Source organism: Paraburkholderia madseniana, from assembly GCF_009690905.1.
GTDB lineage: Bacteria > Pseudomonadota > Gammaproteobacteria > Burkholderiales > Burkholderiaceae > Paraburkholderia > Paraburkholderia madseniana.
On the sequence record NZ_VOSW01000038.1, the window covers coordinates 39,603 to 60,804 of the forward strand.

A 21,202-nucleotide genomic window follows, 5' to 3' on the forward strand; every position below is an offset into this window, starting at 1 on the left:
GCGGGTGTTTCTTCAGGGCATCAGGCGGTGACTTCGATTCCCGGCATCGAAAAGCCGATTTCGCTGAGTGCGGCGGCGAGCGCATCGCATTGCACTGGCGTCAGATCGACGAGAGGAGGACGTACGACGCCCCACTCGGGGTCGTTCGAATAGACGCCTATCGCTGCCTTGAGCGCAGGGATCATCGGGAGCTTGGCGAACACCGCACGCGTGGCATCCAGTGCTGCCTGACGGGCATCGGCGTCGGCCGATTGCCAGTGACGATACAACTGCACGATAGCCGCCGGATTGACGTTTCCGGTTGCCGTGATGCAGCCGACGCCGCCCGCGCGCATGGTGGCCAGCAGGAAGGTCTCGCTGCCGGCGAACACATCGAAGCCATGCGGCTGGAAGCGCTCGAGCATCGCCTGCGTGTTGCTCCAGTCGCCCGAGCTGTCCTTCACGCCGGCGATCACGCCCGGGAAAGCAGCTAACAGCCGCTCGATGAGCGCGAGGCTGAGCGGCACCTGGGACACGGGCGGGATGTGATACAGATAAATACGCAGTGCGTCGGAACCCACGCGCTCGATGATCTGCGCATAGCTGCGGAACAAGCCTTCGTCGGTGACACCCTTGTAGAAGAACGGCGGCAGCGTCAGCACATTGTTTACGCCCAGCGAAAGCGCATGGCGTGTCAGTTCGACTGTGTCGGTGAGTGCCGAGCAGCCGGTGCCCGGCATCAGGCGATCCACCGGAATGTCTGCGCCAACCAGCGTTTCGAGCAGCTTCATTTTCTCGCTGACTGCGAGCGAATTCGCTTCTGAGTTGGTGCCGAAAACAGCGAGTCCGACGTCCTGTTCGATAAGCCATCGGCAATGACGGACATAGCGGTCGTGATCGGGAAGAAGGTCGTTTGTGAACGGCGTGACCACGGGCGAGTAAACGCCGCGGGGCCGGTTGACTGAGGTCATCGCGTGTTCCTTTTGATGGGGGAGAGGGTGCTTCGCGCCATTCAGTTGGCGATCTGTTGAGCGGACAAGCGGGCTTGGCGTGCTTCGGGATTGACACAGGTCGACGAGAGCTGGCCGTCGAGTGCGTCGATGAGATTGCGCACCGCACGCATGGCCATGTTCTCGCGCGTCTGTTGCGTAGCGGAACCGATATGCGGCACCGCTACCACGTTCGGTAACTCGAGCAGCAGCGAGTCCGGCGACACCGGTTCGCGTTCGAACACATCGAGACCGGCGCCGAGAATGCGGCCTTCACGGAGATGCGCGATGAGGGCGGCCTCGTCGACGACCTGTCCGCGAGCACAGTTGATGAGAATGGCCGACGGCTTCATGGTCCCGAGCTCGGCGCTGCCGATCAGGCGCTCGGTGGCGGGCGATAGCGGAACGAGCACGCAGACGAAATCCGCAGTCGCGAGCAGTTCGGGAAGCGGCCGCCATTGCGCGCCGTAGCGCTCCTCGGCTTCGGGGTTGCGGGAGCGATTGGAATAAATCACGTCCATGCCGAAGCCGAGGGCGGCGCGCTTGGCGACCGCGCTGCCAATGCGCCCAAGCCCGACGATTCCGAGGGTTTTGTGATGCACGTCGACACCGAATTGCGCCTCGCCGACAGTACGCGTCCACCGGCCGCGCCGCGTCCAGTCGGCGAGTTCGGAAATGCGCCGGGCGGTCGCGAGGATCAGGCTGAACACAAGGTCAGCAGTGGTTTCGGTGACTTCTTCAGGCGTGTTCGTCAGAACGATGCCGCGGCGCGAGAGTTCGGGGACATCGAACGCATCGAAGCCGGCCGAAATGGTGGACGCGACCTCAAGCAAGGGCGCCGCATCAAGAATCTCAGGCGTTATCTTGAGATTGTTGCCGACCATGCCATGAGCCGTGCCCAGGGCGCGCCTGAATGGCGCGAGATCGCCGGAGGAAACGTCGACCAGCTCGACGGAACAGTGCTCACGAAGAAGCCCCAGCACGGCAGGAGGCAACGAACGATAGGCCACGACATGCTTCATGAAGACCTCGGCGGAATGCTGTTAGAGAGAGTTGCCAGGCGGCATCGACCGCCACAAAAAAGAATCGCTTGCGGACAGACTATAAGTATCGGTAAGATTCCCGTCAAGATTATTGATAATCTCATCGAAGATTTAGGAGCGAAAATGGGCGAGAAGAAAAGCGGCTTGCGGCAGGGCCTGACGAACTACGGCGATGAAGGTTTCTCGCTTTTTCTGCGCAAGGCGTTCATCAAGGGCGCGGGCTATACCGACGACGCGCTGTCGCGTCCGATCGTGGCTATCGCGAACACGGGCAGTGCCTACAACCCATGCCACGGCAACGCGCCGCAGTTGATCGAGGCGGTCAAGCGCGGCGTGATGCTGGCTGGCGGGCTGCCTGTCGAATTCCCGACGATTTCGATCGCCGAGAGCTTTTCGCATCCGACCAGCATGTACCTGCGCAACCTGATGTCGATGGACACGGAGGAGATGATCCGGGCCCAGCCGATGGATGCGGTGGTGCTGATCGGCGGCTGCGACAAAACCGTCCCGGCCCAGTTGATGGGTGCGGCGGCGGCGGGCGTGCCCGCTATTCAACTGGTGACGGGCGCCATGCTCACGGGCTCGCATCGCGGTGAACGGGTGGGGGCATGTACGGACTGCCGTCGTTTCTGGGCGAGTTTTCGCGGCGACCAGATCGACGAAGCCGAGATCGAAGCGGTCAACAATCAGCTCGTCGCGACGGTCGGGACCTGTTCGGTGATGGGAACGGCCAGCACGATGGCCTGTATTGCGGAAGCCTTGGGCATCATGCTGCCGGGTGGCGCGTCTGCGCCTGCCGTGACTGCCGATCGCATCCGCATTGCGGAGCGCACCGGCGCGCAGGCCGTGGCGATGATCGGGCGGGACCTGAGTCCGGCGGCCATCCTGACGCCCAAGGCGATCGAAAATGCGTTGCGGGTGCTGCTCGCAATCGGCGGCTCGACCAACGGCATCATTCACCTCACGGCAATTGCGGGCCGGCTCGGGATTCGCATCGACCTTGAGCAGCTCGACCGGATGGCGCGCGAGACGCCGGTCCTCGTCGATCTGAAACCGTCCGGACAGCACTACATGGAAGACCTGCATCGCGCCGGCGGCTTGACCACGGTCATGCGCGAGATGAAAGACCTGCTGCATCTCGACGCGCTCACTGTGACGGGCCGTACGCTCGGTGAGGAGCTGGATCTCGCCCCCGCGAGCTTCCCGCAAGACGTAATCCGCCCGTTTGACCGCCCGATCTTTCCGCAAGGCGGTATCGCGGTGTTGCGTGGCAATCTCGCGCCGGGCGGCGCGATCATCAAGCAGTCAGCGGCAAGCGCCAGCCTGATGGAGCACGAAGGGCGGGCAGTCGTCTTCGAGGACGCGGAGGATCTGGCTCGCCGTATCGACGATCCGGAACTGGACGTGGAAGCGCACGACGTACTCGTGCTCAAGCGGATCGGTCCGGTCGGTGCACCCGGAATGCCGGAAGCGGGCTACATTCCGATCCCGCGCAAGCTCGGCCGCCTGGGTGTCAAAGACATGGTGCGCATTTCGGATGGACGCATGAGCGGCACGGCGTCCGGGACAGTGGTCCTGCACGTCACACCCGAAGCGGCGATCGGCGGTCCGCTTGCGATCGTACAAACGGGCGACCGGATTCGCCTGAGCGTGGCGGAACGGTCTATCGAACTTGCCCTCAGCGACGAGGAAATTGCAGCTCGTCTGGCCGCGTTGCCGGCCCGCCAGGTCGATCCCGAGGAGCGTGGGTATCGCAAACTCTTCCTGACGACGATCACTCAGGCCGACGAGGGCTGCGACTTTGACTTTTTGCAAGCTACCCGGATTAACGCGACCGTTCCCGGCAGCGGAAACAAGGGATAAAGGTCATATTTTCGTATAGGCTCGCGGGTTAGATCATTTTGCGGACCCTTTTATGAGCAACGCTGCCAAGCCCAAACGCTCCGATGCACCCACTGCGAAGACGGTCGAACGCGACCGCAATGTCGACGAGACGCTGCGCAGCGTCTCAGACGAGCTCGAGGAGCAGATCGTCCTTGGCGTTCTGCATCCACGGGAACGGCTTGTGGAAGACGATCTGTGCGAGCGCTTCAACCTGAAGCGCCACGTCGCACGCCAGGTGCTGGCGGAGGTGGAGCGGCGCGGCCTGGTGGAGCGCCGCAAGAATGTGGGCGCGGTGGTCAAGTCGTTTACGCCGCGCGAGGTTACCGAACTGTATGCGCTACGCGAACTGCTGGAAGCAGACGCGGCGAGGCGCATCGTTTTTCCGGTCACTAGCGAAGCGCTCGATGCGTTAACGGCAATACAGGCGGAGCACGACGAAGCAGCCGTCGCCGGAGATCTGCGGCGTGTGTTCCGCGCGAACATGGCCTTTCACCATGCGTTCTTTGCGTTGTCGGAAAGCCAGGTTCTAACCGAGGCGATTCACGAGTATGAGCGCCGTACGCATGCCATCCGTTCGGTATCGATCGTGTTTCCTCAGTATCTGGAGAAGGCTCGCGCCGAGCATCACCAGATGATCGAGGCGCTCCGAACCGGCGACCGGGAATCGTTGATCAAGTTATGCCGGGAGCACCTGGTGCCATCGCGCGATGCATATCTTGAAGCGCATCACCGCCGCTCGGCCGGCTACGCCGTACAGAAAGGCGAAACCGATTAACCGTATTTACCTGAATCACAGAGAGGGTATCAATGACTCGAGTACTGATTACCGGCGCGGCCGGTCACATTGGACGCGTGCTCCGCGCCGGTTTCCAGGGCCACTATGCACTGCGCCTCGCCGACATTGCGCCGCAGGCGGAGGCGCAGGCAGGCGAGGAAATCGTGACCGCGGACATCACGCGGCTCGAGGATCTTCTGCCGGCCATGAAGGGTGTCGATGTTGTCGTGCATCTTGCGGGCATTCCTGACGAGGATCGCTGGGAGCGCATCCGTGATATGAACATCGAGGGATGCTACAACGTGTTCGAAGCGGCGCGGCAAGCGGGCGTCAAGCGCGTGGTGTTCGCGAGTTCGAACCATGCAGTGGGTTTTCATCGTCGCGACCGGATGATCGATAACAGCGTCGAGCCGCGCCCCGATAGCCGCTACGGCATCTCGAAGGTGTTCGGCGAGGCGCTTGGCCGGATGTACGCCGACAAGCATGGCATGTCGGTTGCATGCATCCGGATCGGCTCGTTCCGTCCGGACGACCGGCCAACCGCGCCGCGGCACCTCTTCACATGGATCAGCCATCGCGACATGGTGCAGGTGGCGCGCCGCTGTATCGACTATCCGGACTTTCACTTCGCGGTCGTGTATGGCGTATCCAATAACGCGCGCAATCGCTGGGACAATGCCAACGTGCGCTATCTCGGGTTCGTGCCGCAAGACGATGCCGAACTGCACGCGGCTGAGATCGAGGCGATGGGAAAGGTGGAAGATGCGCGTGAAGCGCTGTTTCATGGCGGCTTCGGCTGCCTTGTCGAATTCGACGGGGATCCGCTCCGGATCGATTGAGCATGGCGGACCCCGTCGGACGATTGCGTCGCGTTAAAGCAGGCTCAACCGACTAGCGGGCCCACCTCGAAACTGAAGTTCGCAACGCCATCCACTCCGCCTGCGACCTTGTCGCCTGGGCGGAGTGCGCCGACGCCAGCGGGTGTTCCGCTGAAAATCAGGTCTCCCGGCTTCACAGTCACGGCCTGAGATACGTAACTGATGATGTCCGCGACAGGCCAGATCATCTCGCTGAGATCGCCTTGCTGGCGGACTTCGCCATTCACGGACAACCATATCCGTCCGCTGGACGGATGTCCTAACTCCGACGCCGGTTTGATCTCGCTCACCGGCGCAGACGCGTCAAAGCCTTTCGCCCAGTCCCACGGACGGCTCAGTTTCTTCGCCGTCGCCTGGAGATCCCGGCGTGTCAGATCGACTCCGACTCCATAACCCCAGACAAAATCGAGCGCGTTTTCGGGGGCGATGGCCTTTCCCTCCCTGCCGAGCGCAATGACGAGTTCAATCTCATGGTGCAAGTCGGAAGTAAGGGGAGGGTACGGAAGCACGCCGGTCGCTGGCACGACGGCATCGGCAGGCTTGGAAAAAAAGAACGGAGGATCCCGGTCCGGGTTGGCACCCATTTCGCGCGCATGCTCTGCGTAGTTACGCCCGACACAGAACACGCGGCGCACGGGAAAGCGGCTCGTCGAGCCGCTGACAGCAACGGAGGTAATCGTGGGTGGTGTCACTGAATATTCGGTCATGGTAAGCCTCGCGAGTAGTATTGGCCTACCGACGATATCGCCCTGCGAACGCGCCGTGCAGGACAAATCCGCTGAACACCAGGACGATCTTACGGTGCTCCTTCGCGCGCGGTTGCGCCACCGTCTCGTTGAACCGCACGCCGGTGCATGTCGCGAAAGTCGCTCGGCGATTGACCGACTGATTGACGAAACCGCCTCGAAAAATAGGCTTCGTCGCGATAGCCGACCAGAAACGCAATGTCCTTGATGCGCCGGTTGTCGTTTGCCAACAGATCCTTTGCGCGTGCGATGCGTCGCTCGGTCACCCACTCGACAAATGTCCTGCCTGTCTCCTTCTTGATCAGATGCGTAAGGTAGTTCGGCGATAGAAACGCAGCGGCGGCGGCAGAGGTCAGAGACAGTGCGTCGCTCGCGAGATGTGCATTGACATGACGGTCCACGCGGATCAGAGCGTCTCGTCGGCCGAGTCTTTGGGCATTACGCGAGGAGAGCCGAAGCAACTGATCCGCATGTCGTTGGCATACGATCCCGATAAGCTGAAGAAGGTATCCGCGCAGAAGAGCGGTTGAACCGAAGCGCCGCATCTCATTGACCTCCAGCATGCGTGACAGAACCGGCTCGATTTCGGCGAGATCGGCGTCCTCCAGAATGAAGTCGATGTACTCCTGAAGCCTGAATGGGGCGAGTTCGGGAGCCTGCGTGATCGACACATCCTCGAGGTCAAGGGGATCCGCGATTCCGTCCGTATTGGCGCGTAGAAACGCTTGCGTAAAGTTGATGACAATGAAGCGCGAATGCGCGGGGTGCGGTATCAGATGCAAGCGATGCGGCAGGATAAAGGCGACCGCACCCGCAGGAAAGGGCCTGCGCACTCCGCCAATATGCTGTTCGGTGTCCCCGCCGAGGTTGATCTGAATTTGAAAATATTCGTGCTTGTGCGGCTCTTCAATCGCGGGGCGCGACGCTTGGTCGCGTATGTAGAAATCCAGACGATCGCTTCGCTCAGGCATCGCATAGGTGCGTGATACCACCACCGGTGATGCGTTCATGACTGTGTACTCCGATTGATTCATGCTTGCCGGTGCGTTGAATTCTTAACGGCGCCCTTGCGCCGACTACCCCGGAATCAGCACGCGACTGCGTGTGAGCACCTCTTTTGCCAGCTCCACGATGGTATCCGCGCCGCTAAGACACTCTTCCTGATAGGCGACAAAAAACCCCTGCTGAGTGATCGGCCGTTCAGTGTTCAGCACGTGAATCAGCCCGGCATCGATCTCCGCGAGCATGATTGCGGGCGACAGCACGGCCGCCGCATGTCCGGCCGCGACCAGCCGCGACATCATCGTCAGGGAATTGCATGAGCTGATGTTGTCCGGATTGCAACCGGCGCTGCGGAACCAGTTCATTACAAGCGAATGGTTCGATGACGGTTGCGAGACGGTGATGATCGGTACCGACGCAAGATCATGAGGCGCGACATTGCGGTTGGGCACGAGTTGCGGCGACGCAACCCAATGCAGATCGGTGTAGCCGATGGCGGTCTCGACCACGTGAGGCGCATCGGTGGAATCGTTCAGTATCGCTATGTCCAGTTCGTGCGCGCCAAGCTTGCGTCCGAGTGTGACACCCACATCGATCGTGAGTTCGATCTTCATGTGCGGATATCGCGTCTTGAGTTGCGTCAGTAGATCTGCAAGCCCCGCGTGGGCGATGGACTCAATCGCGCCGAGCCGTAGAAGCCCGTACATGGGGTCGGTACGCTTCGCTATCTGTTCGAGCTTTTCGGCGAGCTTTAGCACCTGTTCCGCATTGGCGAGCGCATCGCGGCCTGCGAGCGTGAGTTCGGAGCGGGTCCGACTGCGCGTGAAGAGCTGCACGCCGAGATGTTCTTCGAACTCCTGGATGCGTGCCGAAATGGTCGGCTGCGTGAGGTGCTGATGACGCGCCGCCGCATGAAATCCACCTAACCGCGCCACCCAATAAAAGGTCTCAATTTGCTGAAGAGAAATGCGCATGATCGAAGGTTTCTATCAGATGGTCTCGCTAACTTTGATTATCTCCCGGAAAAATTGCATGCGTATAGTGGTCCACTCTTTTCGTTGCACCGTAACGTAGTGCGTCGTTGGTCATTTTGCAGCAGGGCAGTCCGTAGCTCCGATCGACCCGCCGGCTAAAGGAGATGCCGTTTGAAGCAAAAGAAGCAAGGCCACCGTGATAGACCCCAAGACGGCATAGACCCTGGCCGCAGCAACTGGGCGACCGACCTCGCGACTACGCCGGCCTCATCCGGCGAATCTTCTTTCCTCGAGGAGCGGGCGCGCGTCGCCGGTACCGGGCAGCCGTGCTTTCCGGTTCCGCCGAAGGCGACCGACAGTCATCACCATATCTACGATGCGCGGTATCCAGTCGATCCGTCTGCGCAATTGCAGCCGCCTGACGCAACGGTCGCCGACTATCGCGCGCTGCAGCGGAGGCTGGGCGTCGAGCGACATGTCGTCGTTCAACCGTCTACGTATGGAACCGACAATCGTTGCCTGCTCGATGCCCTGTCGCAGTTCGGAAAGACCGCACGCGGCATCGCGACCGTGCCCGTCACCGTGACGGATGGTGAGCTGGCCGGTCTTCACGATACGGGCGTACGCGGGCTGCGGTTTAACCTCGAATACCTGGTTGGCGTCACGGTATCGATGATGGAGCCGCTCTCGAAGCGGATCGAACCGCTCGGCTGGCACATTCAGGTCAATGCCACCGCTGCACAGCTACTCGCGCACCGACAGTTGCTTGCTAATCTGTCGTCGCCGCTCGTGATCGATCATATGGGGCAGATTCCGCAACCGGGCGGCGCGGAGCATGCCGCGTTCCGGATGGTCGAGGCGCTGCTGGCCAACGGCCGTACCTGGGTCAAATTGAGCGGACCCTATCTCGTGTCGCGAAGCGGAGCGCCGGTCTACGCCGACGCCGGAAGGGTCGCGCTCAGGTTTGCCCAGCTTGCCGCGGACAGGATGCTGTGGGGATCGGACTGGCCTCATCCGACGCAAGCGGCCGATAACAAGCCGGACGCCGCCCGCTTGCTGGACGATCTGACGCTGTGGATACCTGACGAATCGACGCGGCATCGAATCCTCGTCGAAAATCCTGCAAGGCTCTACGGCTTCTAACGTGCGTGCGTACGGTGCGCCGCCTGCTTCAGCGCGTGCCGATGTAGGCAACCACGTCGATCTCCACGAGCACACCCTGCAGACCGGCTTCCACCGTCGTTCGCGCCGGTTTGTGCTGGGCAAACCAGCTTGCATAGAGTGCGTTGAAGCGGCTAAAAAGCGTTAAGTCGGTTAGATAGACTGTGACCTTGACGACGTCATCCAGTCCGGCGCCGGCGGCGGCCAGTACCCGCTCGACATTGGCGAGCGTCGCACGGGTCTGCTCTTCGATCGAGTCGCCGATCACCTTCCGGTCGGCGTCGCGCGGCGTCTGGCCAGACAGGAAGACGAAGTCGCCCGCGACCATCGCTGAAGAATAGTGCCCGCCTGGTTTGAGGTCGGTTGGATTGACACCACGCAATGCGCGGCGCGTGCCACAGTCGTTCATGTTTTTCCCATCGCCTTGATGTGGCGTTTTTCCGACTTGCCGCATGACGTGCGCGGCAAATCGCGTTGTATCACGTCAATCGACGCCTACCCGCTGCGGGTCTCGCGGCCTAGCGACGGCTCCCGAGTTGCTCACGCACTTCCCACGACCCTTCGGTGTTAAGCACCATCGCGCTAGGGTAGAGATAGGCAGTCGTGCAAGCGTGGCGCGGCAGCAGCATCACCCGGTCGCCGACAGCCAGATCGGTGTCTTCGACCACAACGTGCTCTTCGCTCATCATGACGATCTTGCCGTCCCAGCGAAAGCGCTCGGCCAGCGGCTTGTCCGGCGAGATGGCCTTCGAGCCCGCATCGAGCGTGGCGGTTGTGCTGTTGCGTGAAATCACCGTTGCCAGTACATATGCGCTTGGCGTCCAGCCGAGCGCGGGCAACTCCAGGTCGTGTTGAGCGCTCGAATAGGTCCAACTGCCCGGGGATACGAAGTCGGCGAGCGTGCGCGGCCACAGATCGAACGTATAGCTGCCCCCGGCGATGAGTTTCGTCGACAGTCCGTCTGCATCGGCTGCGCGCGTCAGCGCCGCCACTTTCTCCACGATGGCGGCCACCCGCGTGCGGCGTGCGGCACTGTCGAGATCATGGATGTGGCCGTCGTAGACATGCCATCCTCCAAAGCAGCCGATTGTGGCCAGTTCGCGGGCCAATTGCAGCGTCGCCGCTGCTATCGGCGCGCCAGTTCTGCCCATGCCGGCATCCAGATCGATGAGCAGGGCGAGATTGGTCAACGGCGCCCCGTTCGTCGCGAGACGCCACGCGGCTACGCCAGCCGCCGAGTCGACGAGCGCGTCGACCCGTGCGTCCGGATGAGCGTGCGCCAGCGCGAGCAAGGTACGGATATGAGCGCGGTTCACGGTCGGATACGCCCAGACGACGTGTTTCGCGCCGGCCTCGAGCACCATCGCCACTTCCGCCACGGTAGCGGCCTTGAACGCGGTTACGCCTTCGCGAATCAACCGCTTGACGACCCATCCGGCGCGATGCGTCTTCACATGCGGCATGAGCCGCTCAACCCCTCCACACGCACGGGCAGTCGCATACAGGTTATCGACGATGCCGCGCTCGGATACGATGAAACACGGTGTCTGCAATTCATCTGGCAAGCTGACTGCCCACGACGGCGCACGTTGGAGAGTGGTGCTCGAAAGGTCGGACATGGTTGGGACGTTAAGAAATAAAAAGGGCGTCGCGCTCACGCGTGCGACGGCGCTGCGAGGTATCCGTCGACGTGCGCTCTGAGCTGACTGAGCACTTCTGCATGCTGTTCCCACGACAGCCGGTCGACGCTCATCTTCGGCGTCGCGGGGCGGTCGACGCGGCTATCGTCAACCGCCTGCCCGAGGTCGACGGCCGCGGCGAGATACGCCCGGTCGCGCTCCGGTGTGAAGTCGGTGAGCAGTCGCGCCGCTGCCTCTCGCGGCGCGACCATCGCCATTGCGGATACCAATCCCCAGCCGCCCCAGTTCGAGACGCTGGAAACAATCAGATAGTCCGCGGGAATGGCTGCGCTGATCAACGGGCCGTTGGGAATGTCGTCGTGGACGATTTCCTCGGGTAGCACGCCCATGCCGATTTCATTGCCGCCGTCGCCGATGCCGATCGTGACCCACGGACGCGGCCACTCGGGATCCTCGAACAGAAGGTGCAGCGGAGCGGTATCGTCGGACATGTCCGCGCCGTACTCGCGATGCGGCTTGCCGTCGCTCGCGGGCGACACCCGCTCGATCGCGACCATATGCGTGATCGGACGTTCGGCCTCGCTTAGCCTGGCTCTCAGCGACTTGACCGATGCCGCGCTCACCGAGGTGATCTCGAACGCCACGTCTTTCGGCAATTCCGTGGTGACCGCCCAGACGGCCTTGCAGCATGGCGCGTCCGAGATCACTGTCACCGGTATGCCGAGGTTCGAAAGTGCGGCGGCCAGGTGGGCCATGCCGCCCAGTCCGTCCGTCTCCGGCGAGGGCGGGACGGCATTGCGTATGAAGAAACCGGTCACGATACCGACGTGGGCGTTCGGCGTGCTCATGATCGAACGCGCGGCCGCTTCCAGCTGACCTTCAACGAACCGCTTCATGCGGCCAATGTCGCGCCGGACGGTTTGGCCAATGATGTCTTCGACTTTTGCTATTCCCATTATCCAATCTCAGTAGCAACGTTGTTCATGCGAGGCGCGACGATCGTTCAGACCGGAATCTTCGTTTCATAGTCGATTCCGATCGAACAGAGCAGCAGGCCGACGCCCATTGCGGCGAAACACATCAGCGCGAGGAAATAGGAGCCGGTGAATTGAACGATTGCGCCGATCGCAATCGGGATCACCATGCCGCCGATATTCCCGCCGAAGTTAAGCAGTCCGCCAAGCGTGCCCACCTTGTTGCGTGAGGCGAGCATCGCGGGGATCGACCAGTACAGACCGCCCCACCGCAGAAAGAAGAGCGTGATGGACAGCAGGATCACAACCATCGTGGGGCTTGTCGCATGTGCCACCGAAAACACCGCAATCGTGGCAACCACGCCGGCGATGCCGAAAATCGTGCGCATGACGCGGTTCGGCGCGGCGCCGCTGGCGAGCCACTTGTCGGCAACATAGGCACCGCAGAGTTCGCCGATAAACCCGCAGAAGAAGATCACGAAGCTGGCGCCGCCCATCTGCTGAATATTGAAGCCCTGCACCTTCTGCAGATAGGTGGGCATCCATGTCAACAGGCCGTAGTAAAGCGTCGTGCAACACATGAAGCCGACGAACATCAGCAACACTGAGCGATACCTGAAGAAATCGAGCGAGTTGCCTGACAGGTTTTTCGCTTCCTTTTCATCTTCCTTGCGCCGGGATAGTTCGATGTGTTCCGCTTCGGCTTCATTGACGCCGGGATGTTCGTGCGGTTGATTCTTGATGTAGTACCAGGCGCCGACGCCGCACAGGATCGTGCCGACGCCGGCGATCGCGAATGCGGTTCGCCATGAGTGCGCGACCACGATCAGCCAGGTGATCAGCACCGATCCAAGCGCTGCGCCGAGCGGCGAGCCGCCATCCATCAGCGATGCGCCACGGACCCGCTCATGCTGCGTGAGCCACATTGCATTGAGCGCACCTCCCGCTGAGGCCACGGGCGCTTCTGCGACACCGAGTCCGAGCCTCGTAGCGAGCAAGGACATCGCATTGGTCGTCAATGCACCGAGGCCTTGGAAGGCACCCCAGAGCAAAGTGCACAGCGCGAGGACCAGGCGCGGCTTGAAGCGGTCGACCGCCATTCCGCCTGGAATCTGCATCAGCGTGTACGACCAGAAGAACGAACTCATAATGATGCCTTGCATGACCGGCGTAAGCGTGAACTCGCTTGCGATCATCGGCATTGCGACGGACAGGGATGCACGATCGATGTAGTTGACCGTGACCAGCAGCAACATGATGAGAAAAATCTTCCAGCGAACTGATGTCTTCGGCTGGGCGTACGCCACGACCGCTGCAGGTGCTCTGCTCATGCCTGTTCTCCTGATTCGCTGTTTGAATGTCAGATACACGCCCGGCGCGTTGCGCATCGGCGATGTATGGACCGGTCATCTGCCACGCCGCAGGCGCCCGTTCCGTGCTGCTTGAAATTGAGTATAGGTGCGTGGTTCCGAGTGCAGATAATCGAAAGTGGCCCGGGCAATCGATAGAAATCGCTGATCACGGGTGCACGCCTCGTGCAGGTTTCTTTTTCACGTGGCATTGCGCGTTACAGGTTCCGCGTTCGAGAGCTCGTCGAAATGATGGCCGGGAGCGGTCTGTTGTTCGCACAGACGACGATCATGCGCTGGGTCAAAGGGGATTGGGTGAGGAACAGGCCTGCGTATCAATTGGTTGCGGGTTCGCTCCTTCGCACGAGATTGATGGTGGGTACAAGCATCAGGGAGACGACCGCACCGATCGATATCATCAGGATGGAAGAGAACGTGAGATGGAGGGACTGGTGGAGCGCAAGTCTCACCGCAGCGTTGACGATAGCGTCGGCCGGTACCGAGCCAAGAAGCTGTCGCAACTGATCGGAGGTAACCGCTGCGGTGCCGGTCGAATGAGCAAGCCCATAATTCAGAACCGCACCAAACACGGCTGCACCAAGCGTACTGCCGAGGTTACGGGAGAAGAGGTTGGACGCCGTCGCGCTGCCGCGTTCCGACGGCTTGACGATTTCCTGGATCAGAATAAGCGAGCTCACGCTAACTACTCCCATTCCAAAGCCCATAATCAACGAGCCGATTCCTGCAAACAGCGGTGTGCTCTGTGGGGTCAGGGCCGCGAAGACCATGGCGCCAATCGGCAAGAACACGCTGCCGCCGATGAGGGTGCGCCGCAGTCCGAGCCGATGGAAGGAGCGTGCTGCAATGGTAGCGCCGGTTGGCCAACCGACCATTATCATAGTCAACGCGAGGCCTGCCACCACCGGGGACCTGCCCAAGACGCCCTGTACATACATGGGAAGGAAGCTGGTCAGCCCCATTAGCGCCATTCCCGAAAGGACAGTAGCTGCATTGCAGGCCGCGATTGGCCGGTGCCCCCACAAGGAAAACGAAATCATGGGGTCGGCGGCCCGTTGCTCCTGGAGAATGAAGAGTGCGCCGCATATCACGAACAGAGCGAACTCGAGGATGGTCCAAGTACTGACGAATGTCCCGGCATTCGTCAGCGCCACCATGAGAGCGCCGATGCATGCAGCGAAGAGCGTTGCACCGAGGATATCGATCGAAGGGCGTTCGCGCCTTTCCTCTTCATGTAGAAAGACGATGAAGCCGGCGGCGGAGGCGAGGCCAATTGGGATATTGATCCAGAAGATCCAGGCCCATGAAAGGTCGCGAATGAGAATGCCACCTGCCATCGGTCCGACGACCGCAGCGATGGCCCAGACACTGGCGAGATAACCCTGAATTTTCCCTCGTTCGCGTGCTGGATACAGGTCGCCCACGATAGTGAGCGCAACAGGCTGGATCGCTCCAGCGCCGACACCTTGAATCATTCGAAACGCGATCATTGCGGGCATGGACCGTGCAAAACCCGCGAGCACTGATCCCACCAGAAAGATCGCGATGCCAACGAGCATGGTGGGCTTACGACCGTACAGGTCAGCGAGCTTGCCGAATACGACCGTCATCGCGGTCTGCGTGAGCAGAAACGAGGAGAAGACCCAGCTATAAAGATGCAGCCCGCCCAATTGAGTCACGATCTGTGGCATCGCTGTAGACACAATGGTCGCTTCGATAGCGACCATTGCCATTGACGCCATGACCGATGCAATAACGAGCGGTCGTACTGTTTTCAGGTGTTGTGACATGCCGTTTTGTAGAAGGGGCGTCGTCCGCGGTCAGACTTGCTCCTGTAACTTGAGTGGATCTCGGGCCATTCCAGAAATCTGGCGTGACGCGGCCATGAAGATCAGGACGTCTCGATAAGCGGATTGGGGCGAGTCAGCGGATCGCGCCCACGGACGATATACTCTATCAAATCACAAGTCTTCATGTGAAGACTTATCTGATAATTATTGGGGGTCGGAGAGTCATGAAGGTCAAACCCAACGATGTCAAAAAGCGATTTGACGGGACGGGAGGGCTCTGTCGGCGGTCAAGCGGAAATACGGTTTTTTTAGTTGAAAGACCGCAGATAGTCGATTGAAAGGAGGCTCAGTACGTTTTATTGCGAGTACTACGACGCGCCGGTAGCTGCGGCTCTTCTTATACTCTTCGTATGAAGACTTGAGGATGGCGCCGACCTATGCGATCGGTATCGCTACACATGCACTTGAGATCGTCGCCGAGACTGCCCACGAGCCAGGTCGGAGCGTGCCGACCGTGTCGCGCAGGGCCGTCATTCGGCGCGAAGAGATACGCTATCCACGAGCCCCGACAAAACGCGCGCGCACCGGCTTCAACACGAACATGGCAAGCGCGGCGGTACTCAGATCGAGCACAATCGCGCAGCCGAACACCGGCACCCAGCTGCCGGTGTGCTGATGCAGCAGCGCGGCCAGCGGGCCGCCGAAGATCGAGCCGATCCCGAACGAGATGTAAAGCCAGCCATAGTTGGCGGTGGCATATCGGGTACCAAACGTATCGGTCAGGGTCGAAGGGAACAGCGAAAAAATTTCGCCCCAGCCGAAGAACACCACGCCGGACAGCAAGACGAACAGGACCGCGTTGTCGCGCGTCATTAGCCAGAGTGCCATCGCCACACCTTCCAGTGCGAACGCGAAACACATCGTGTTTTCGCGCCCCAGACGATCCGATATCCAGCCGAACAGCGGACGGGTCAGACCGTTCGTGAAGCGGTCGATCGTCAGTGCCAGCGGCAACGCGGCGAGCCCGAAGACCAGTACCTTGCTGACGCCGAAGTCAGCGGCGAAGCTTGCCATCTGCGACGTGACCATGAGGCCCGAGGTGGACATCATCGTCATCATCACGAACATCAGCCAGAACAGCGGCGTCTTGAGCATCTCGGACGGGCGGAAGTCGCGCGTCGCGACCGCTGTCCGGGAGACTGCCGAGCCGATACTGTCCGCCGCAGGCGGTACCCGCAGGCCCTGCGAGGCGAGGAGGCCGACCACTGCGAAGATGATGCCGTACAGCCACAACGTGGATTCGACACCGTGCGTTGCCAGTGATGCAGAAATTGGAAAGGTGGTGGCAATTGCGCCCATGCCGTAGCCTGCGGCCGCTACGCCGGCGGCGAAGCCGCGTCGATCGGGGAACCAGCGAACCACGAATCCCACCACGCCGACGTAGACGATGCCGGTACCGAGACCGCCGATGCAGCCATACGTGAGGTACAGCATCGACACACTGTGCGCATACGAGGCTAACACCCAGCTCACGCCTGCCAGCAACGTACCAATCGAGATCAGCATGCGCGGCCCGAAACGGTCGATCAGCGCACCCTGGAACGGTGAGAAAAATGCCTGCAGCAGCACCAGCAGTGAGAAGGTCACTTGCAGTTCCGGCAGCGCGATGCCGAGCTTCGCCATGAGCGGCTTCGTCATCAGAGTCCATACATATTGCGGACTCGAAATCGTCATCATGCAAATGAGGCCGAGTCCGAGCTGGATCCAGCGGGTATGCGCGGCTGTTTGCGCGACGGGCGAGGCGGCGCCTTTCAATGATTGCGTGCGGGTGTTCAAAGTGCTTCTCCGTTTCGGATTGAAATATCAACAGATGGAGGACGTGCGCCGTCCTTGCCGTCGGCGCGAACGCTCGCGGGTGGTCGATTCAAAAGGGTGCAGGCGGCGCGGCCGCCCGCTGTTTAGCCGGCGCGCTTACCAGCCAGCCGCGGCCCCGTCGCTGCGCGGGTCATAGCCTGCCTCCAGACATCCGTTGCCGTGCCGGACGATTGCGCCGGCGTGGCCCATTGCTTCGTCGTATGGCAGCATCTGCTCGACGTCATGGCCGAGACGGCGCAGCGCATCGAACGTGTCGGCGGGAAACCGAGCTTCAAGCTTGAGTGATTCATTGGATCGCCCCCAAGTCCGGCCTAGCAGCCAGCGAGGCGCATCGATAGCGGCTTGCGGATTCCAGCCAAAGTGCGCGATCCGCGAAAACACGGCGCTTTGCGATTGCGGCTGGCCGTCGCCGCCCATGTTTCCGTACACCATCGTGCGTCCGTCATCGAAACGCGCGAGTGCCGGGTTCAGCGTGTGAAACGGCCGTCGCCCCGGCGTAAGCGGATTGCGCGCAGAGGGATCGAGCGAGAAGCTACAGCCGCGGTTTTGCCAGTTGATGCCCGAATCTGCAAGCACGAGGCCGCTGCCGAACTCGTGATAAATGCTCTGGATGAAGCTGACGGCCACGCCATCGGCGTCGATCACGCCGAGCCATACTGTGTCGGCCGGTCCGAGACCGCGGCCCCACGGGGCCGCCGCCGACATCGAAATCTGCTCGGCCATCGCGTCGAGGACCGGCGGCGCGAGCAGCGCCTGCGGATCGATGTCCATGTAATCCGGGTCGGTGATGTGCTTGTCGCGGACGGCGAACGCGAGCTTGGTCGCCTCCACGCATGCGTGGACGTACTCGGGCCCGAGCGGATCCATATCGTCGCGCAAGACACGGTCGAGCACACCGAGAATCTGCAGTGAGACAAGCCCTTGTGTAGGCGGCGGCATGTTGTAGATCGTGCCAAGCGAATGCGTGAGTGCCAGCGGCGTGCGCAGCCTTGCGCGATGCTGTTCGAGGTCGGCGAGCGACAATGGACTTTCGAGGGCACGCAGGTCGGCCGCGATGCTGCGTGCGAGATCGCCCCGGTAGAAGTCGTCGAGACCCGCGTGGGCGAGACGCTCGAGCGTCGCGGCGAGGCGTGGCTGCACAAAACGCTCGCCGACAGCCGGCACGCGCAGCGGGTTGTCGCCCGTCAGAAACGTCTCGGCGAATCCCGCGACCGATCCGAGTTCGTGCCGCTTGAGCGCGACGCATTCGGACTGGCTGCGCGTGACCGGAATACCGCCTCCCGCGTAGGCGATCGCATCTTCCAGCAGGCGCGCGACCGGGAGCTTGCCACCGAGGGTGTCAGTGGACCAACGATGCGCCAACGCCCAACCGGACACGGTGCCGGCCACCGTATTCGCCGCCAGCGGTCCACGAAACGGGATCGATTGCAGGCCGCGTGCGCGATAGGCGTCGATCGTCGCCGCCGATGCCGCCGCTCCACATGCCTCGATGCCGACGGGCTCTTCGCCCGGCCGCGAAATCAACCAGAAGCCGTCGCCGCCGATGCTGTTCATATGCGGATACACCGCTGCGATGGTCGCCGCGGCGGCAATCATCGCCTCGATGGCATTGCCGCCGTCACGCAGGATCGCGAGCGCGCTTTGCGACGCCAGTGCATGGGGTGTGACCGCCATCCCGCGGATGCCCCGCACAGGATTTAAAAATTCTGCTGACATGTTTCCTCAAACAATCAATCGATCTTCGCTACCCGCTCAGCCGCTACGGGTTCGCATGATCACGTGATACTTCCTATACACAACGAAGCCGGCATCAGCGGGAAGCAACTGCGATGTTCCAGCCGGTTCTCCCTTCCACCCACTCGGCAAGCGACAGCAACGTGGCATCGTGCTGACTCGCACCGACCAGTTGCACCCCAAGCGGCAACCCCTCCGGACCGAAGCCAACCGGTAACGTCACCGCCGGCACGCCGAGGAAGGTCCAGGGCGTGCAGAACGCCGCATCGCCCGTATAGTCAAGCCCGCGGGGCGCCTCGCCCGATGCGGGCGCTACCAGCAGCGCGTCCAGTCCCGCTGATTCGGTGAGCCACTGGTCGAAGCGAACCGCCATCTGTACCTGCACAGCCTTCGCTTTCGCATATTCGGTCGCGCGCACAGCCCGGCCTTCCTCGACCAGAGCTGTGATCGGTGCGCTGACAAGATCCGGCGAACGGTCTACCAGTTCGCCGTGTGTCAATGCGGCTTCAACTGCGAGCAGGATTGAAGCATGCCGCGCAGCGTCGGCCAGTTCGGCAGGCAAGTCGGCAGCGACGATTTCCGCACCATCGGCACGCAAACGTAGGGCAAGTTGATTCAGCACATGCTGCTGCGCTTTGTCGATTGGTCCACCGATCTGCTCGCGCAACACGCCGATGCGTGGTGGCCGTTTTGCCGCATCGCCTGGGTCTTTCCTCTTGCGACTGTTATGCGAGGCATGTGGATCGTCCGCATCGCTCCCCGCCAGAATCGATAGCGCATGAACGGCATCAGCGACATTGGTGGTGAAAACGCCAAGGTGATCGAGCGACCCTGACAACGGCAACACGCCGGTCCGCGCAATCGTGCCGTAACTCGGCTTTGCCCCGACCACACCGCAATACGCGGCGGGACGGATGACGGATCCGAACGTCTGTGTGCCGAGCGCGAGCGGCACGATGCCTGCCGCAACGGCGGCAGCCGAGCCGCTCGACGAGCCGCCAGGCGTGTGATCGCTATTCCACGGGTTGGTCGTAGCGCCAGGCTGACGCCAGGCGAACTCGGTGGTGACCGTTTTACCGAGTACCGTGGCACCGGCTTCGCGCAAACGGGCGACCACCCATGCGTCCTTGTCGGGCCTGCGCCCTTCGTAGGCCGGCGATCCGTACGCGGTGGGCATATCGGCCGTATCGATCAGGTCTTTTATGCCGACAGGGACGCCCGCGAGCGGCGCGTGGGGAGAGGCGCGATTGACTATCGGCGCCGCCGGCAGATGGATGAAAGCTTGCAACTCAGGCTGCAGTCGTTGCGCCGCATCAAATGCCTGTTGCACAGTCTGATCGATGGTGCGCGTTCCCGCGCGAATCGCGTCACGGATTTCGCGGATGGTGGGGGAGGGGGAAGAATGGCTCATTTCGCGGCTAGTGCTTGATGAATGTAGTTCTGCACGATGAAGGTGCTGTAATTCGGCTGCTGCTTCAAATTACCGAGTGAGATCTGCGTATCCATTGCAACCGTCAGCGCCTGCGGGGTGATGTCGACGTTCCTGGGATACACGCCTTCGTTCAGCATGCGTTTTACCGCAGCGTTCACGATCTCCGGATCAAGGCCTGGAAACTCGCGGCGGGCGATCGCCAGGGTTTCCGTGGGATTGGTCTGCATGAAGACGAGTGCCTGCTCCATACCTTTCACGAACCGTGCCGCCACATCGGGGTCCACGCTCCTTTTCGCCGAGATCGATGAGAATGCGTATTCGCCATATAATTTCGGAAAGCCGAGCACTACCTTCATGCCTCTGGCAACGGCCTGATCAAGGCCGGGTTCATACATCACCGCAACCTTGGACTGGCCTGCAACCAGTGGGCCGATCTCGGAGCCGAGCGGTACCTGGGTTAGTTTCACGTCGGCTGGCGACATGCCGTTCTCTTTTAGCAACTTGAAGAACAGCGACGTGCTGGTAGTCGGCATCTGACCCGACACGACCGTCTGGCCCTTCACGTCCTTGATGCCGGTGAATTTGCTGTCCGGCGAGGTGACGATCCACACCGCCGCACCGTTCACAACGTTGGCGATCACATCGACATCCGCGCCTTTTTCGGCGGCGACCGCGGTCCATTCGGGACCATGCAGCGAGAAGTCCGCACTTCCCGACAACACGGCCGACAATGCCGCGCTCGGACTGCCCGCGGTCTGCTTTGTCACCTCTAGCCCCTCCTTGGTAAAGAAGCCGCCGTCGATAGCGACGTAGAGCGGCAGATATAGCATCGACTGAAAAGCCTGCGAAATAACAGCTTTTTTGTCGGCGGCCAAGGCGGGCGTTGCGATGCTAACGGCAGAAACAGCGACTGCTGTTGTCAGTGCAGCCAGCATTCTTTTTGCAATGAGTGCCATCTT

18 protein-coding genes are annotated in these 21,202 nt (G+C 61.4%); 4 read left to right on the forward strand and 14 right to left on the reverse strand.

Features of this window, described 5'->3' with window-relative positions; translation table 11 throughout:
• Positions 1-20: 20 nt before the first annotated feature.
• The gene (locus tag FSO04_RS20630) at positions 21-950 is read right to left on the reverse strand and encodes a dihydrodipicolinate synthase family protein (RefSeq protein WP_154561952.1); all 930 of its coding nucleotides are present in this window, start codon (positions 948-950) and stop codon (positions 21-23) included.
• A 41-nt stretch (positions 951-991) separates the two neighbouring features.
• A complete protein-coding gene (locus FSO04_RS20635; RefSeq protein WP_154561954.1) occupies positions 992-1,990 on the reverse strand; it encodes a 2-hydroxyacid dehydrogenase in 999 nt (332 codons plus the stop codon).
• A gap of 144 nt (positions 1,991-2,134) precedes the next feature.
• Between FSO04_RS20635 and FSO04_RS20640 the strand changes: the two genes are divergently transcribed.
• From FSO04_RS20640 to FSO04_RS20650, 3 genes are read left to right on the forward strand one after another with little or no spacing between them, the layout of a single operon-like run.
• Positions 2,135-3,874, forward strand: a complete 1,740-nt coding sequence (locus FSO04_RS20640) for an IlvD/Edd family dehydratase (RefSeq protein ID WP_154561956.1) — start codon at positions 2,135-2,137, stop codon at positions 3,872-3,874.
• A 52-nt stretch (positions 3,875-3,926) separates the two neighbouring features.
• Positions 3,927-4,670, forward strand: coding sequence for a GntR family transcriptional regulator (locus tag FSO04_RS20645; protein WP_154561958.1), 744 nt, complete (start codon positions 3,927-3,929; stop codon positions 4,668-4,670).
• A 32-nt stretch (positions 4,671-4,702) separates the two neighbouring features.
• A complete protein-coding gene (locus FSO04_RS20650; RefSeq protein ID WP_154561960.1) occupies positions 4,703-5,509 on the forward strand; it encodes an NAD-dependent epimerase/dehydratase family protein in 807 nt (268 codons plus the stop codon).
• A gap of 44 nt (positions 5,510-5,553) precedes the next feature.
• Here FSO04_RS20650 and FSO04_RS20655 read toward each other — a convergent pair whose 3' ends face one another.
• The 3 genes from FSO04_RS20655 to FSO04_RS20665 all read right to left on the reverse strand — a co-directional run bounded on the left by FSO04_RS20655 (position 5,554) and on the right by FSO04_RS20665 (position 8,270).
• Positions 5,554-6,255, reverse strand: a complete 702-nt coding sequence (locus tag FSO04_RS20655; RefSeq protein ID WP_154561962.1) for a fumarylacetoacetate hydrolase family protein — start codon at positions 6,253-6,255, stop codon at positions 5,554-5,556.
• Positions 6,256-6,344: 89 nt separating this feature from the next.
• A complete protein-coding gene (locus FSO04_RS20660) occupies positions 6,345-7,304 on the reverse strand; it encodes an AraC family transcriptional regulator (protein WP_233464929.1) in 960 nt (319 codons plus the stop codon).
• A 66-nt stretch (positions 7,305-7,370) separates the two neighbouring features.
• Positions 7,371-8,270: a LysR family transcriptional regulator gene (locus FSO04_RS20665; RefSeq protein ID WP_154561964.1), complete on the reverse strand. Its 900-nt coding sequence runs from the start codon at positions 8,268-8,270 to the stop codon at positions 7,371-7,373.
• Between the two features lie 171 nt (positions 8,271-8,441).
• On the opposite strand from FSO04_RS20665, the gene FSO04_RS20670 reads away from it, so the two are divergent.
• On the forward strand, positions 8,442-9,413 hold the full coding sequence (locus FSO04_RS20670) for an amidohydrolase family protein (RefSeq protein WP_154561966.1): 972 nt from the start codon (positions 8,442-8,444) through the stop codon (positions 9,411-9,413).
• A gap of 28 nt (positions 9,414-9,441) precedes the next feature.
• On the opposite strand, the gene FSO04_RS20675 is transcribed toward FSO04_RS20670, so the two are convergent.
• The 9 genes from FSO04_RS20675 to FSO04_RS20715 all read right to left on the reverse strand — a co-directional run bounded on the left by FSO04_RS20675 (position 9,442) and on the right by FSO04_RS20715 (position 21,199).
• Complete coding sequence (locus FSO04_RS20675) at positions 9,442-9,840, reverse strand: RidA family protein (protein WP_166618223.1); 399 nt, start codon at positions 9,838-9,840, stop codon at positions 9,442-9,444.
• Between the two features lie 109 nt (positions 9,841-9,949).
• Positions 9,950-11,050 carry an alanine racemase gene (locus tag FSO04_RS20680; protein WP_154561970.1) on the reverse strand — a complete coding sequence of 367 codons (1,101 nt, stop codon included), beginning with the start codon at positions 11,048-11,050 and terminating at the stop codon, positions 9,950-9,952.
• A 35-nt stretch (positions 11,051-11,085) separates the two neighbouring features.
• Entirely contained in the window at positions 11,086-12,027 is a 942-nt protein-coding gene (locus FSO04_RS20685; protein ID WP_154561972.1) for a glutamate cyclase domain-containing protein, read from the reverse strand.
• Between the two features lie 47 nt (positions 12,028-12,074).
• Positions 12,075-13,376, reverse strand: a complete 1,302-nt coding sequence (locus FSO04_RS20690; RefSeq protein ID WP_154561974.1) for an MFS transporter — start codon at positions 13,374-13,376, stop codon at positions 12,075-12,077.
• 353 nt (positions 13,377-13,729) lie between these two features.
• The gene (locus FSO04_RS20695; RefSeq protein WP_154561976.1) at positions 13,730-15,202 is read right to left on the reverse strand and encodes an MDR family MFS transporter; all 1,473 of its coding nucleotides are present in this window, start codon (positions 15,200-15,202) and stop codon (positions 13,730-13,732) included.
• A 552-nt stretch (positions 15,203-15,754) separates the two neighbouring features.
• Positions 15,755-17,038: an oxalate/formate MFS antiporter gene (gene oxlT, locus FSO04_RS20700; RefSeq protein ID WP_154561978.1), complete on the reverse strand. Its 1,284-nt coding sequence runs from the start codon at positions 17,036-17,038 to the stop codon at positions 15,755-15,757.
• Between the two features lie 135 nt (positions 17,039-17,173).
• Positions 17,174-18,793, reverse strand: coding sequence for a gamma-glutamyltransferase family protein (locus tag FSO04_RS20705; protein ID WP_233464930.1), 1,620 nt, complete (start codon positions 18,791-18,793; stop codon positions 17,174-17,176).
• 94 nt (positions 18,794-18,887) lie between these two features.
• A complete protein-coding gene (locus FSO04_RS20710) occupies positions 18,888-20,222 on the reverse strand; it encodes an amidase (protein WP_154561980.1) in 1,335 nt (444 codons plus the stop codon).
• Complete coding sequence (locus FSO04_RS20715) at positions 20,219-21,199, reverse strand: ABC transporter substrate-binding protein (RefSeq protein WP_154561982.1); 981 nt, start codon at positions 21,197-21,199, stop codon at positions 20,219-20,221. The genes FSO04_RS20710 and FSO04_RS20715 overlap by 4 nt, the downstream gene beginning before the upstream one ends.
• Positions 21,200-21,202 lie beyond the last annotated feature (3 nt).